The 14,350-nt window shown below is 65.5% G+C and carries 10 protein-coding genes; 6 read left to right on the top strand and 4 right to left on the bottom strand.

Annotation, left to right across the window (positions count from 1 at the left end; all coding sequences use genetic code 11):
• Positions 1-57 precede the first annotated feature (57 nt).
• Positions 58-957: a LysR substrate-binding domain-containing protein gene (locus tag JEY66_RS30365; protein WP_018270624.1), complete on the bottom strand. Its 900-nt coding sequence runs from the start codon at positions 955-957 to the stop codon at positions 58-60.
• Positions 958-1,128: 171 nt separating this feature from the next.
• Between JEY66_RS30365 and JEY66_RS30360 the strand changes: the two genes are divergently transcribed.
• The 3 genes from JEY66_RS30360 (at position 1,129) to JEY66_RS30350 (ending at position 4,378) form a co-directional block, all read left to right on the top strand.
• Positions 1,129-2,136, top strand: coding sequence for a D-cysteine desulfhydrase family protein (locus JEY66_RS30360; RefSeq protein WP_018270625.1), 1,008 nt, complete (start codon positions 1,129-1,131; stop codon positions 2,134-2,136).
• Between the two features lie 12 nt (positions 2,137-2,148).
• Positions 2,149-3,744, top strand: coding sequence for an MFS transporter (locus JEY66_RS30355; RefSeq protein WP_018270626.1), 1,596 nt, complete (start codon positions 2,149-2,151; stop codon positions 3,742-3,744).
• 67 nt (positions 3,745-3,811) lie between these two features.
• Positions 3,812-4,378, top strand: coding sequence for a VOC family protein (locus JEY66_RS30350; protein WP_018270627.1), 567 nt, complete (start codon positions 3,812-3,814; stop codon positions 4,376-4,378).
• Positions 4,379-5,346: 968 nt separating this feature from the next.
• Here the strand turns inward: JEY66_RS30350 and JEY66_RS30345 are convergent.
• Positions 5,347-5,634 carry a hypothetical protein gene (locus tag JEY66_RS30345; RefSeq protein ID WP_018270628.1) on the bottom strand — a complete coding sequence of 96 codons (288 nt, stop codon included), beginning with the start codon at positions 5,632-5,634 and terminating at the stop codon, positions 5,347-5,349.
• Between the two features lie 122 nt (positions 5,635-5,756).
• Between JEY66_RS30345 and JEY66_RS30340 the strand changes: the two genes are divergently transcribed.
• The 3 genes from JEY66_RS30340 to JEY66_RS30330 all read left to right on the top strand — a co-directional run bounded on the left by JEY66_RS30340 (position 5,757) and on the right by JEY66_RS30330 (position 11,806).
• On the top strand, positions 5,757-7,163 hold the full coding sequence (locus tag JEY66_RS30340) for a CoA transferase (RefSeq protein ID WP_026192510.1): 1,407 nt from the start codon (positions 5,757-5,759) through the stop codon (positions 7,161-7,163).
• Between the two features lie 151 nt (positions 7,164-7,314).
• Positions 7,315-8,562 carry an efflux RND transporter periplasmic adaptor subunit gene (locus JEY66_RS30335; RefSeq protein WP_018270630.1) on the top strand — a complete coding sequence of 416 codons (1,248 nt, stop codon included), beginning with the start codon at positions 7,315-7,317 and terminating at the stop codon, positions 8,560-8,562.
• A gap of 115 nt (positions 8,563-8,677) precedes the next feature.
• Positions 8,678-11,806 (top strand): efflux RND transporter permease subunit, encoded by a 3,129-nt coding sequence (locus tag JEY66_RS30330; protein ID WP_018270632.1) that lies wholly within the window; start codon positions 8,678-8,680, stop codon positions 11,804-11,806.
• A 15-nt stretch (positions 11,807-11,821) separates the two neighbouring features.
• Here JEY66_RS30330 and JEY66_RS30325 read toward each other — a convergent pair whose 3' ends face one another.
• Both JEY66_RS30325 and JEY66_RS30320 read right to left on the bottom strand, forming a co-directional pair.
• Positions 11,822-12,790 (bottom strand): amidohydrolase family protein, encoded by a 969-nt coding sequence (locus tag JEY66_RS30325; protein WP_026192511.1) that lies wholly within the window; start codon positions 12,788-12,790, stop codon positions 11,822-11,824.
• A 138-nt stretch (positions 12,791-12,928) separates the two neighbouring features.
• Complete coding sequence (locus JEY66_RS30320; RefSeq protein WP_018270634.1) at positions 12,929-14,347, bottom strand: TolC family outer membrane protein; 1,419 nt, start codon at positions 14,345-14,347, stop codon at positions 12,929-12,931.
• Between the last annotated feature and the right edge of the window lie 3 nt (positions 14,348-14,350).

The following is a 14,350-nucleotide window of genomic DNA, read 5'->3' as shown; positions in this document are numbered from 1 at the left end:
GGGCGCATTGTGCGGTGTGCCGGAGCATGCGGCCGACCACCGTTTATCGTCGCTGCATCAGTGCGCGATTCTCACGGGTGCATCACGCAAGCTGTCTCCTCGCGCTGGCGGCGCGAGGTTCTGCACCGAGTCCGAAAGATAGGTTCCGAGATAGCGCGCGGCTTCGCTGCGCGTGGCCCCGGCATAGAGCGCGATCTCGGTGTCCGGCAGCGCGGGCAGCCCGTCGGCCGCGCCTAGAATTTCGAACTCAGGCAGCACGGTGCTTTCCGCCAAGGCGGTGATGCCAATGCCGGCGGAGACCGCTGCCTGCACGCCCGCGAGGCTGGTGCTGGTGTAGACGATCTCCCACGGTCGCGCGCAGGCGCGCATCCGCCGCAGGACCTCGGGACGATAGACGCAACCATGCGGAAACATCACCAGCGGCAGCGGATCTGCCGCGAAAGCGCGGCCGCGTGCACCCACCCAAACGAGCGGCTCGCGCCACAGCGCATCGCCGTCAGTCGCCTCGAATTCACGGCGCGCCAGCACGATATCGAGATCGCCGTTGCCGAGATCCCGCATCAGTTCTGCCGTCAGCGCGCTGCGCACCTCAAGGCGAATCGCGGGATGCGCGGCAGTGAAACGGCGCAGCACCAGCGGCAAATGGCGCGTGGCGAAATCCTCCGGCAGTCCGAGCCGCACCGTGCCGGTCACCGGCGGTCGCCGCAGCTTCAACAGTGCTTCGTCGTTCAACTCGAGCAACGCTTCCGCGTAGGTTCGCAGCACCTCGCCCTGTTCGGTCAGGGCGACGCCACGGCCCTGACGGTCGAACAACGGCCGCCCGACGATCTCCTCCAGGCGACGGATGTGCAGGCTGATCGTGGACTGCGTCTTGTGCAGCCGACCGGCAGCGCGCGTGAAGCCGCCCTGCTCAATCACCGCGAGAAAGGTGCGCACCAGCTCGAGATCGAGATTCATGGCCGATCCATCTATAATTCCGATGGGTTTCCATCGAAATAACTCGTTTCACTAATCAGAGGTCGAAATGTAGCGTCCCTTCCGTCGCCAAACAATGGCTGCCGATCGATTGCAGCAAATACATCGGGATGGACGATGGGTGAGCTACCGCGGCAAGCGGATGATCGGGGAGTGGCGGCACGCTGGCTTGCTCCGCATCCGCGGGTCGCCATCGTTCACGCGCCCACCGCGCTGGAACGGCTCGATCGGCTTTCCCACGCCCTTGACGGACCCACGGTGTGGGTGAAGCGCGATGACTGCACCGGCCTGGCCGGCGGCGGCAACAAGGCGCGCAAGCTCGAATTTCTCGTTGGTGAGGCGCTGGCGGATGCTGCCGATACGGTGATCACAGCCGGCGCGGTTCAGTCCAATCATGCGCGGCAGGTCGCGGCCGCCGCGGCGCGCTTCGGTCTGCGCACGATCCTGCTGCTCACCGAGACCGTCACAGGGCGCGGCGATGCTTACCAGAACAACGGCAATCTGCTGCTCGATCGCCTGCTTCGCGCCGAGATCCGCCGCGCCGGCGATGTCGAGAGCGCACCAGTGCTGGCTCGCATCGCCGAGGAAGAGCGCGCGCAAGGGCGGCGACCTTGTGTCATACCCGTGGGCGGGTCCAACGCCGTAGGCACGCTTGGCTATGTCGCCGGCGGCCTGGAGCTGCTGGCCCAGCTTGGCACCCTCGGCGTCAACGCGACCACGGTCGTGCATGCCACAGGCAGTGGCGGCACGCAGGCGGGGCTGTTGCTCGCCACGCGGATGGCTGGCGCTGCGCTCGATGTGCTTGGCATCTCGGTCGGTGCGCCGGTGGAGCGCCAACGAGGGCGGGTGCTGCAGGCGCTACGCGCGGCAGCCGCGCGGATCGGCATCAGCGACCTGCACGCGGTGGATGCCGCGGTCGCGGTGGACGACCGCTTTGTCGGTCCGGGCTATGGCCGGCCAGCGGCCGAGACGATCGCTGCCATTCGCATTGCCGCCGAGACCGAGGGACTGCTGCTTGATCCCGTCTACAGCGGCAAGGCGATGGCGGGTTTGATCGCGCTGATCCGCGCGGGTCGGTTTCGGCGCGGTCAGCACGTCGTGTTCTTGCACACGGGCGGGGCGCAGGCGCTCGGCGCCTATGCCGACGACTTCGCATCATAGGGGAGGGACAACATGGTCACCATGACGGACAACGATGTCGTGCCGGAGGCTGCAGCGTCGCGGCGGCTGGTTATCACCGCCGCATCGCTCGGCACCATCTTCGAATGGTACGATTTCTACATATACGGCGCGCTGGCGGTGTTTTTCGGTGCGCTGTTCTTTCCGCCCGGCAACGACACGGCGGCCTTCCTCGCAAGCCTCGCCACGTTCGGTGCGGGCTTCGCCGTGCGCCCGCTGGGCGCGCTTGTGTTTGGCCGCCTCGGGGATATGGTCGGGCGCAAATACACTTTCCTCGTCACTATCCTGATTATGGGCCTGTCGACCGCTGCGGTGGGCCTCCTGCCGACCTATGCCGAGGTCGGCCTGCTGGCGCCGGTGCTGCTGGTCGGCCTGCGCTTGTTGCAAGGGCTTGCGATCGGTGGCGAGTACGGTGGCGCGGCGATCTACGTCGCCGAGCATGCGCCGGATCACTTGCGCGGCCGTCACACCAGTTGGATCCAAACCACGTCCACCGTCGGTCTTCTGCTGTCGCTCGGTGTCATCCTGGTCTGCCGCCAGACAATGGACGCGGCGTCGTTCGCGGCCTGGGGCTGGCGAATTCCATTCATCCTCTCGGTTGCGCTGCTCGGCATCTCCGTCTACATCCGGCTGCGGCTGGAGGAATCGCCGGTTTTTGCGGCGATGAAACGTACCGGCGCAGTCTCGCGCGCGCCGTTCCGCGACAGCTTCGGCAACTGGACCAACCTGAGCCGCATTCTGGTCGCGTTGTTCGGTGCGACCGCGGGGCAGGCGGTGGTCTGGTACACCGGCCAGTTCTATGCGCTCTACTTCCTCACCGCGACGTTGAAGCTCGATTATGTCAACGCCTACCTGCTGATCGCGCTTGCACTCGTCGCCGGCACGCCACTTTACATCTTGTTTGGCGCGCTATCCGATCGCATCGGCCGCAAGCCGCTGATCGTCGGCGGCTTCCTGCTCGCGGCGCTCACCTATTTCCCGCTGTTTCATGCGCTGACCGCTGCGGTGAACCCGGCGCTCGATACCGCTCAGCGCAACAGCCCCGTTACCGTCGCAGCGCACGATTGCAACGTCAATGTGTTCGCCAAACCGGTAACGTCATGCGATCTCGCCAAGGATTTTCTCTCCAAGGCCGGTGTCACCTATGCCAGCGTCCCGACCACCGATCCGGCCGGCGTGGTGGTGCGCATCGGTGTCGCCGAGATCAGGGGCTACGACGCCACCGCCTATGCCGCGGCGCTCGCCGCAGCCGGATATCCGAAGGCCACCGATCCCTCGCAGATCCGCTGGGTGCCTGCGACGCTGCTGCTGACTGTGATGATGGTGTGGGCCACCATGGTCTATGGGCCGATGGCAGCGTTTCTGGTCGAGCTGTTTCCGGCGCGCATCCGGTACACCTCGCTGTCGCTGCCGTTCCATGTCGGCAACGGCTTGTTCGGCGGCTTTCTGCCGTTCGTCGCCTTCGCCGTCGTGGTGGTCACTGGCGATCCCTATGCCGGGCTCTGGTATCCGGTCGGCGTCGCCGTGGTGAGTTTCGTGGTTGGTCTGCTGTTCATCCGCGATCGCACCGGTTGCCGCGTCGCCGACTAACCTCGCCCATCGATCTCGTTACGCGATCCGCATCTTGCGGATCGGTCATCTCTCAAGGAGTGTGTCCATGCGCACCGATCCCAAGCACGTCGCCCCCGGAACGCCACATGCAGAGCGAACAGGAACCATCAATCATTTGCGGCTCACCGTGTCTGACATTGCGCGCGCGAAAGCCTTCTATCATCCGGTCATGGAGCGGCTGGGCTATCTGCTCGTGGAGGAGAGCCGGACGCGTCTCGCTTGGGCGAGTTGGGCGCCGCACGGTACGCTGCACTGGTTCATCATGAGCGTCGCCAATCCGGACAGTCCGAACAAGGCGCATGATCGTTATTCGGCGGGCTTCCACCATCTTGCCTGGAACGTCGGTTCGCGCGCCGAGGTCGATGGCTTCCACGACTTCCTGCTGGCGCGCGGCGTGCAGATCCTCGATCCGCCAGCCGAGTATGACTATGAGCCTGGCTACTATGCTTTCTTCTTCTCCGACCCGGATGATCTCAAGCTTGAGATCATGCATGTCGATGTCGCCGGAAGCCTCGCGTACTGGCGCCGGTTCTCGAAGGCGGGGGCACCACTGACGCCGCTGGAAATCTCCGAGCCGCTGTTCATACGCGCAGCGCTTGCGAAGCAGGAATGAGCGGGCGTGGGGTGATCTCCGAGATTGATATCGCGGTGATCCGGCGTACTGCGACAAAACAACCCGACGGGCAACTCAGCAAAAACCTGTCAAGCCTCGCTCGCGAAAATTTTTCGCTTTATCAGAAGTGCAGCTTAGTATATGGTTCGTCCGTCTCACCCGATCGAGAGGCGCTTCGCGGTCGTCACGAACGTGGGTCGAGATGCGGTGGACGCTGCGCGTGGTACTGACGAGAGCACGCAAGGTGGACGGCGAAATCGTGCAGGCCTGACGCCCTAGTGGTAGGTGTCTTTTCGCATTGCGCGACGCGCGTTGCGAAGACGGTGACAACAAAGCCCAGTCTCGCCGGGGAGAGCACGTATAAGTCGTAAGCCATCGCGCAGGGAAAGCCGGATTGCTCCGGTTACACCTGTGGTCCTACCCCCGAGCTTTCTACCTATTGCTCGGGGCCCATGGGTGCGATCGGCACCCGGCTTTCCCTGCGCCCTCTGTTCAAGAGAGGGCGGAACGAGATGCAAAGCTCGGACAAAACATGTCGCGAGAACGCGGAAGCATGACTCACATACCGCGCCACACACTCATCGTCGTCCTGGCGAAGGCCGGGACCCATAACCACCGTTGCAAATGGTTACGCGATGCTGGAACGACGAGTGCCATCCACCACATCCGCTGCGGCGTATGGGTCCCGGCCTTCGCCGGGACGACGCCTGGGACTTAACCACCGAAGCAAATTGCTATGCACTCTTGCAACGGCGAGTCCCGCCTACAACATTCGCCGCGGCGTATGGGTTCTCTGAGTCCAGCGGCGCGAACGCGCCATCGTCCATCCAATCGGTTCATCGACTGATGTCGCGCGAATGCGAACGTGCAGCCTACACGCGAATGCTGACACGCAGCTTACAATTGGCCGCTATCGGACGGGTCTCACCGTCGCATCGACGACGGATGACTTCCTCAGCCGCTGCATGCTACTCCACCGCGGCGCCGACCGGCGGTCCGCCGGGTGGGCGGTGCAGGAAGGTGATCGATGCGTAAGCGCCGACCCACGAGCCGAGGGCGGCGAAGGCGACGTAGAGCCAGTTTTCGGTGTAGCTGATCACCGCATAGGAGGAAAGCACATACCAGACGCTGCTCCAGGTCGCCGCCGGCACGCGCTTGCGTGCCACGACCGCCGAGGTGAACATGACATAGACCGCGTCGGTCGCTGCGGTCGCGAGGAAGACAGCGCCGGCGGTGAGGGGATCGATGGCAGCCATTGCAACTCCTGTGTGGGTCAGGCAGAGCTAGATATAGGCAGGGCTGGAAATGACAGTTGGGATCGGGCACCGCCTTTTTGTCATCATGCTCGGGCATAGAGTAATCGCAAACGGGTATGCGCATGCAGGACATTCGTGAAATCCTTTCCGATGTCTGGACCGGCGCCGGCGGCGCGCCGGCCGCGCTCGATGCGGTCGCGCTGACCGGCAGCGAGCCGCAGCTGCCGTCGTCGTTTCGGGTCGCAGCCGCAGCGCAGGCGCCGATCGCAGCGGCCGGCCTCGCGGCGGTCGAGATCTGGAAGGCCCGCGGCGGCGAGCAGCAAGAGGTCGCGGTCGACATCCGCCATGCCGTCGTCGAATGCCGCAGCGAGCGCTATTTGCGCGTCGACGACAAGCCGCCGCCGCCGGCCTGGGACAAGATCGCCGGCGTCTATCGTGCCAAAGACAATCGCTTCGTCCGCCTGCACACCAATTTCCCGCATCATCGCGACGCTGTCTGCAAGGTGCTGGGTTGCAACGCCGAACGTGACGAGGTCCAGGCCGCGCTGCTGCGATGGGACGGCGAGGCGTTTGAGACCGCGGCCTACGCCGCCGGCGGCGTCGTCGCCTTGATGCGCTCGCGCGACGAATGGTCGGCGACGCCGCATGCCAAAGAACTGGCAAAGCTGCCGCTGGTCTCGATCGAGAAGATCGGCGAGGCCGCGCCGAAGCCGTGGCCCGCCGGCAACCGGCCGCTGGCCGGCATCCGTGTGCTCGATCTGTCGCGCGTGATCGCCGGTCCCGTCGCCGGCCGCACGCTCGCGGCGCATGGTGCCGACGTGCTGCTGATCTCCGGTCCCGATCTGCCGGCGATCCCCTGGCTCACCATCGACACCGGCCGCGGCAAGCTCACGAGCTTCCTCGAGCTGCGGAGCGAGCAGGGGCGGGGCGTGATGCGCGGTCTCGTGGCGCAGGCCGATATTCTCTCGCAGGGCTATCGTCCGCAGGCGATTGCGCGGCTCGGCTTCTCGCCGGACGAAGCGGCGCGGATCAATCCCGGGATCGTCTATGTGACGCTGTCGGCCTATGGTCATGCCGGACCGTGGGCCGAGCGCCGCGGCTTCGACTCGCTGGTGCAGACCACGACCGGCTTCAATCACGCCGAAGGACGGGCGGCCGGCACCGATGGGCCGAAGGAATTGCCGGCCCAGATGCTCGACCACGCCACCGGATATTTCATGGCGTTCGGCGCCATGATGGCGAAGGCCCGCCAGGCCCGCGAAGGCGGCAGCTGGCACGTCCGGGTATCGCTGGCGCAGACCGGGCGCTGGCTGTGGAATCTCGGCCGCCTCGAGGGAGGTCTTGCGACCGAGGACCTGAAGGCGGATGCGGTGCAGCCCTTCATCGAACGGCTGCCGTCCGGCTTCGGCGCGCTGAGCTCGGTCCGCCACGCGGCGGTTCTGTCGCGGACCCCGGCCCATTGGTCCCGTCCGGCCATGCCGCTCGGCAGCCATCCTCCGGAGTTTCCTCCCCCGGAGTTTCCCGGATGAGACATTCAGCTGCCGTTCAGGCTATCCAAACTTTAACGACTGGCATCGCCGAAGGGCGATTTTTAGGTTGTTTGATACGCCAATTCAGCACTATTAGCGCACCGCTGGGGCTGTCCCGCCGGACGCTGCAACGATCGACCCCGCGGACCGCATGGTGAAAGAGTTTACCAAGAGAATGCAGAGCTTTAGCCGCCCGCGCCTGGTCGTGGCCGCGGCGCTGCTGGCGGTTGCCTGCGCGGGTGCCTATGGCTACACGCGTTTCGGCACGGAAAAGCAGACATCTTCGGAAGTCTCCAGCCAGTCCCGCAAGGGCGGCGCGCGCTATGCGCCGTCGGCGGCCGAGTGGGCCAGCCTGACCTTCCAGACCGTGAGCGAGCGCACCTTCCGCTCCGAGCTGGTGACCGAGGGCAAGATCGGCATCGATGAGGACCGCTCCACCCCGGTCTACTCGCCCTACACCGGGCGCGTCACCCGCCTCATGGTGCGGCCGGGCGATGCCGTGGTGAAGGGCCAGCCGCTGTTCGTGATCGAGGCGGCCGACACCGTGCAGGCGCAGAACGATTACGTCGCGGCGATGACCGGCCTCAACAAGGCACAGTCGGCGCTCGACCTGGCGCAGATTCAGGAGAAGCGCGCCAAGGATCTGTCCGAGGGCAAGGCGATCCCGCTGAAGGATTATCAGCAGGCGCAGGCGGCGCTGGTGCAGGCGCAGAACGATGCGCGCTCGGCGCAGACGCTTTTGGAAGCGGCGCAGAACAAGCTGCGCATCCTCGGCTTCAGCGACGACGACATCACGACGCTGCGACAGAAGGGCCGCCTCAATCCGGAGACGACGGTGTTCGCGCCGATCGGCGGCACCGTGGTTCAGCGCAAGGCCGGTCCGGGCCAGTATGTCTCGACCGGCGCCAGCGACCCGGTCTACGTGATTGGTGATCTGTCGACCGTCTGGCTGATCGCCTTTGTCCGCGAATCCGACGCCGACAGCGTCGCGGTCGGGCAGGACCTCACTTTCAGCGTGATGGCGCTGCCGGGCAAGGTGCTGAACGCCCGGGTCAACTATGTCGCCGCGGCGATCGACGCGACCTCGCGCCGGCTCCTGGTCCGCGCCACCATCGACAACGCCGACAAGCGGTTGAAGCCCGAGATGTTCGCCAATGTGACGCTGTATTCGAAGGGCGATCATCCGGCGGTCGGCGTGCCGAAGCAGGCGCTGATCTACGAGGGTGATCAGGTTCGGGTCTGGGTCGCGAGGCCCGACGACAAGACCATCGAACTGCGCCAGATCAAGCCCGGCCTCATCAATGGCGACCTCGTCGAGGTCGCCGGCAACCTCAAGCCGGGCGAGCAGATCGTGACGAAGGGAAGCCTCTTCATCGACCGCGCCGCATCAGGCACCTAAGCGCATGATCCGGAAACGTGGGAAGCGGTTTTCCCTCGCGACAAACGCGCAACGCGTTTGCGCGGAGATCACGCTCAATAAGAAAAGTCCCTTCCAGTTGAAAGCGCCGATCTGAATGGATCGCCTCGTCGCCCTTGCCGTCAATCGCCGCTACTTGATGGTGGCCATGTTCGTGGCCGTCTTCATCGGCGGCCTGCTCGCGTTCAAGCAGCTCAACATCGAGGCCTATCCCGATCCGACCCCGCCGATGGTCGACATCGTGACGCAGAGCCCGGGTCTCTCGGCCGAGGAGATCGAGCGCTACATCACGATCCCGATCGAGACCCAGGTCGCCGGCATCAAGAACCTCAAGACCATCCGTACCATCTCGCTGTACGGCCTCTCCGACGTCAAGCTGCAGTTCTCCTTCGACTACACCTATGACGAGGCGCTGCAACAGGTGCTCAACCGCCTGTCGCAGCTCGCGCCGCTGCCGGGCAACGTGCTGCCCGGCATCTCGCCGCTCAGCCCGATCGGCGAAATCTTCCGCTACCGCCTGAAGGGACCGCCGAACTACAGCGTGCTCGACCTCAAGACGCTGCAGGACTGGGTGCTGCAGCGCCGCTTCCGCGCCGTGCCCGGCGTGATCGACGTCACCGGCTGGGGCGGCAAGACCAAGACCTATGAGATCCAGGTCGACTTCAACAAGCTGGTCGCCAACGGCCTGACGCTGCCGCAGGTGCTGCAGGCGGTTTCCAACGCCAACATCAATGTCGGCGGCAACACCGTGAACATCGGCTCGCAATCGGCCGTGGTGCGCGGCGTCGGCCTGATCCGCTCGATCGACGACCTCGCCAACACCATGGTCTCGCAGTCCGGCGGCAATCCGGTGCTGGTGCGCGACATCGCCCATGTCACGATCGGCGAGAAGCCGCGGCTCGGCATCGCCGGCCTCGACAATGACGACGACATCGTGCAGGGCATCGTGCTGATGCGCCGCGGCGAGCAGAGCTCGCCGACGATCTCCCGCGTCGAGCAGCTGGTCCACGACATCAACCATTCCTCGATCCTGCCGCCCGGCGTGAAGATCGAGCGGATCTACGACCGCAAGGACCTGATCGAGCTCACCACCCACACCGTGCTGCACAACATGGTGGTCGGCATCCTCCTGATCGTGCTGTTGCAGTGGATCTTCCTCGGCGACCTCCGCAGTGCGCTGATCGTCGGCGCGACGATCCCGTTCGCGCTGTTCTTCGCCGTGATCATCCTGGTGCTGCGCGGCGAATCCGCCAATCTGCTGTCGGTCGGCGCGATCGATTTCGGCCTGATCGTCGATGCCACCGTGATCATGGTGGAGGCGATCTTCCGCCGGCTGTCGCAGACCACGGCGCTGTCGGAAGACGAGCGAAGCCACATCTCCGAGGACACGGTGATGGGGATGAAGAGTCATGCGATCCTGTCGGCGGGGGCCGATGTGTCGCGTTCGATCTTCTTTGCCGCGGCGATCATCATCGCGGCGTTCCTGCCGCTGTTCACGCTATCCGGTGTCGAGGGCAACATCTTCGGCCCGATGGCGCGCACCTATGCCTATGCGCTTGCCGGCGGCCTGCTTGCGACCTTCACGGTGACGCCGGCGCTGAGCGCGATCATCCTGCCGGCGCACATCCACGAGACCGAGACCTGGATCGTCAAGAAGCTCGACGCGATCTACGTGCCGGTGCTGAACTGGGCGATCGCCAACCGCAAGATGGTGATGACCGGTGCGGCCGGCCTCGTGGTCATGACCATCATCTTCGCGCGCTTCCTCGGCCTCGAATTCCTGCCGAAGCTGGAAGAGGGCAATCTGTGGATCCGCGCCACGCTGCCGCCGACGATCTCGCTGCAGGAAGGCAATGCCTATGTCAACGAGATGCGCAAGCTGATCCGCAGCCGTCCCGAGGTGCTGTCGGTGGTGTCGCAGCATGGCCGTCCCGACGACGGCACCGACGCGGCAGGCCTGTTCAACGCCGAGTTCTTCGCGCCGCTGAAGCCGGCCAGCGAATGGCCTACCACCCACGACAAGGAAGTGCTTACCGCGCAATTGCTGGCGCAGTTGCAGGAGAGATTCCCGGGCGTCGAATTCAATTTCTCGCAATATCTGCAGGACAACGTGTCGGAAGCGGTGTCCGGCGTGAAGGGCGAGAACTCGATCAAGCTCTACGGCAATGATCTGCAGGCGCTGACCGACACCGCCAACAAGATCAAGTCGGTGTTGTCGACCGTGCAGGGTGTCACCGACCTCGCGGTGTTCACCTCGCTCGGCCAGCCGACCATCCAGATCGACGTCGATCGCGCCCGTGCCGCGCGCTATGGCCTGTCGCCGGGCGACATCAACGCCACGATCCGGGTCGCGGTCGGTGGCGATAGCGCCGGCGACCTCTATGAACCCGGCAGCGACCGGCACTTCCCGATCATCGTCCGCCTGGCGCCGGAATACCGCAAGAGCGCGGAGGCGATCCAGAACTTGCGGATCGGGGTGGCCAACGCCAATGGCGGCATCACGCAGATCCCGCTCTCTGAAGTAGCCTCGATCAACCTGATCTCCGGCGCGGCCTATATCTACCGCGAACAGCAGGAACGTTACCTGCCGATCAAGTTCTCGGTGCGCGAGCGCGACCTCGGCAGCGCGATCCGGGAGGCGCAGCAGAAGATCGACGAGCAGGTCCAGCTGCCGCCGGGATCGCGTGTCGAGTGGGTCGGCGAATTCGGCAATCTGCAGGATGCGATCAGGCGGCTGTCGATCGTGGTGCCGATCAGCCTCGCGCTGATCGCGGTGCTGCTGTTCTTCAATTTCGGCTCGATGGTCGACACCATGCTCGCGATGAGCGTGATCCCGATGGCGATCTTCGGCGGCGTGCTCGGGCTTCTGATCTCGGGAATTCCGTTCAGCGTGTCGGCGGCGATCGGATTCATCGCGCTGTTCGGCATCGCCGTGATGGACGGCATCATCATCCTGTCGCAGTTCAACCAGCTGATCGATGAAGGCTACGACCGGATGCGCGCGGTGATCCGCACCGGCGAGCTGCAGCTTCGTCCGGTGCTGATGACCTGCGTGGTGGCAGGCGTCGGCCTGTTGCCGGCGGCGATTTCGGAAGGCATCGGCTCGCAGGTGCAGAAGCCGCTCGCCATCGTCGTCGTCACCGGCATGATGCTGGCGCCGCTGGTGATCCTGATCACGCTGCCGGTGCTGATCTTCTATTTCTCGCGCCGGCCGCGCGAGCGCTAGCTAGCTCAGAAGGGATCAGGTGAAGCCGTAGAGCCGTGCCGGGTTGTCGACCAGGATCGCCTTGCGGACCGCGGCATCCGGCGCCCAGACCGGAAGCTGGTTGAGGAGGCGGCCGTCGTCGATCTGAAACAACGGTGTCACGTCGGTGACCTTCTTGCCTTGCGGCGTCACCGAATCCGGATGCGGCCAGTCGGTGCCCCAGACGATGCGCTCGGCATTGGCCGCGATCAGCGCCTGCGCCAGCGGCGTGGCGTCGGCATAATCGGGCGCGAGCTTGGAGGCGCGGTAGGCGCCGGAAATCTTGACATAGGCCTTGCCGGACTTGACCAGCGCGAGCAGGTCGGCAAATCCCGGCTGGCCGGTGCCGAGCGCGGCCTCGGCGCCGCCGAAATGATCGAACACGACCGGCACCGGCGCTGTGGCGACGAGGTCCTTGATCGCGGAGATCATGGCGAGGCTGGTGAACAGCTGCACATGCCAGCCGCGCGCCTTCATCCGCTCGATCGCGGCCGAGAAGCGCTGCCGGCCGACATTGGGATCGTTGACGCCGCCGGTCGCGAGGTTGAGGCGGATGCCGCGGAAGCCGGCCTTGTTCATGGCATCGAGATCGCTCTCGCTGGTCTTGTCGTCGATCACGGCGACGCCGCGCGCTGTCGGCCCGCGGGCCGTGATGCCGAACAGGGTCGACGAATTGTCGGGGCCGTAGACGCTTGGCGTCACGATCACCACGCGCTCGACATGGAGCGCCTTGTGCAGCGCGCTCATCTCCTCCGGCGAGGCCGGTTCCGGCGTGTAGACGCGGCCGGCGAAGAACGGGAATTTCTCGGGGTCGCCATGGATGTGGGTGTGGCAGTCGCACGCCCCGGCAGGCACGTCGAAATTCACCGCGGTCGATGGTTGCGCTGCCTTGGAAAATGCGTTGCTGCTGGTCATGGTCACTCCGGCTGCGATGGAAGCCAGCATCATATCGCGTCGCGTCAGCATTGGACGTCTCCCTGCGTGCTCGGCTGTTATGCGCGTCATACGCGCGCCGGCATTATGGCTTGCCGGCGGAGGCGGAGGTTATCGGCGGAGGGAGCGGGCGGGAAGGGCCAGTTCGCGGAGCGAACGGTTCCACAACACCTATTGTCCCGACGGCGTGCGCAGGCCGTGCCAGGCGTCGCGCACCTGATGGTAGTGCACCTCGGGCAGATAGTCCGGCGTCTTCAGGTTCAGCGTCTTGACGTCGAGCCGCCCGGTCGCGCTGAGCAGCGTGTAGGAGGCAATCACGCGGTCGCGCTGCGCACCGATCAGCCGCGCCCGCGCGGTGATCAAATCCTGCTGCGCGTTGAGCACGTCGACCGTGGTGCGCTGGCCGCCCGCGGCTTCCTTCTGCACGCCGGCGAGCGCAACTTCCGCGGCCTTCATCTCGGACTCCGAGGCCGACACCGCGATCTTGGCGCCCTCATTGGCGACCCACGCGCTGACCACGGCGGTCTTGGCTTGATTGCGGACCCGATCCAGCACCAGCCGGCTCTGCGCCGCGACTTCCTTGGCCTGCCGGGTCTGCGATGCGGCGGTGCCGCCGTCATAGATCGGCTGCGTGACCTGACCGATCACCGAGGCTTGATCGGTGCCGAAGCTGCCGAGCGTGGTGTCGGTGTCGCGGCTGCGGCTGACGCTGCCCTGCACCGAGACATTCGGCATCAGGCTGCTCTCGGCGACGCGGATCGAGGTCGAGGCGACGTCGACGTCGAAGCCTGCCGCGGTGACGGCGGGATGCTCGCGGAGCGAGAGCGCGATCGCATCCTCGCGGCTGCGCGGCAACAGCCGGTCGATGGTCTCGGCCGGACGCAACTGGGATGGCGCAGTGCCGACCACCTGCGCATAGGTAGCCTGGCTGACCGCGTAATTGACCTCGGCGGCGTTGAGGTCGGCGAGGCCGCGGTTGAGCCGCGCCTCGGCCTGGGCGGTATCGGTCGGCGTCACGTCGCCGGCATTGAGGCGCCGTTCGGTGATTGCCCGGGTCTCCTTCAGGAAGGCGACGTTGGCGCGCTGCGCCTCGACCAGGGTCTGGTTGGCCAGCACATTGGTGTAGGCGGTGACGGCGTCGAGCAGCACGCCCTGGCCGACATTGCGCAGGGCCTCGCGGCCGGACTGCACCTGCAACTCGGCGACGCGGACGCTGTTGGTGGTCTTGAAGCCGTTGAACAGGGTCTGCGTCACCGTGACGCCGATCTGCCACGGCTTCAGCGTTGCGGTCTGGATCACATTGCCGGGCAGCTGGTCGCGCACCGCCTGCAGGCCGACCGACAGGCCGGCGATGATCTGGGGACGGTAGCCGGCCAGCGCCTGCGGCACGTTCTCGTCGGTCGCCCGCTGGCGCGCCCGCTCGGCATTGAGTTGCGGATTGGTCTGATACGCCTTGACCAGGGCTTCCGGCAGGCTCTCGGCGCGGGCCTTAGTCTCCGTCAGCAGCGCGCATGCCAGCACGCCAAGGCCGATGCCCGACAAAAGCACGCGCCTCGTAACATCGCCGACCCTCGCGGCACGCTCAACCATGTG

The sequence above is a fragment of the Bradyrhizobium elkanii USDA 76 genome, assembly GCF_023278185.1.
In the GTDB taxonomy this organism is placed as follows: Bacteria; Pseudomonadota; Alphaproteobacteria; order Rhizobiales; family Xanthobacteraceae; genus Bradyrhizobium; species Bradyrhizobium elkanii.
The sequence above is the reverse complement of the archived record's forward strand: the minus strand, read 5'-3'. Positions and strand labels throughout refer to the sequence as shown.

Excerpts from the sequence above, each read along its gene's own strand:
- JEY66_RS30365 (WP_018270624.1), bottom strand. The coding sequence starts at position 957 with ATGAATCTCGATCTCGAGCTGGTGCGCACCTTTCTCGCGGTGATTGAG.
- JEY66_RS30355 (WP_018270626.1), top strand. The coding sequence starts at position 2,149 with ATGGTCACCATGACGGACAACGATGTCGTGCCGGAGGCTGCAGCGTCG.
- JEY66_RS30350 (WP_018270627.1), top strand. The coding sequence starts at position 3,812 with ATGCGCACCGATCCCAAGCACGTCGCCCCCGGAACGCCACATGCAGAG.
- JEY66_RS30345 (WP_018270628.1), bottom strand. The coding sequence starts at position 5,634 with ATGGCTGCCATCGATCCCCTCACCGCCGGCGCTGTCTTCCTCGCGACC.
- JEY66_RS30340 (WP_026192510.1), top strand. The coding sequence starts at position 5,757 with ATGCAGGACATTCGTGAAATCCTTTCCGATGTCTGGACCGGCGCCGGC.
- JEY66_RS30335 (WP_018270630.1), top strand. The coding sequence starts at position 7,315 with ATGGTGAAAGAGTTTACCAAGAGAATGCAGAGCTTTAGCCGCCCGCGC.
- JEY66_RS30330 (WP_018270632.1), top strand. The coding sequence starts at position 8,678 with ATGGATCGCCTCGTCGCCCTTGCCGTCAATCGCCGCTACTTGATGGTG.
- JEY66_RS30325 (WP_026192511.1), bottom strand. The coding sequence starts at position 12,790 with ATGCTGACGCGACGCGATATGATGCTGGCTTCCATCGCAGCCGGAGTG.
- JEY66_RS30320 (WP_018270634.1), bottom strand. The coding sequence starts at position 14,347 with ATGGTTGAGCGTGCCGCGAGGGTCGGCGATGTTACGAGGCGCGTGCTT.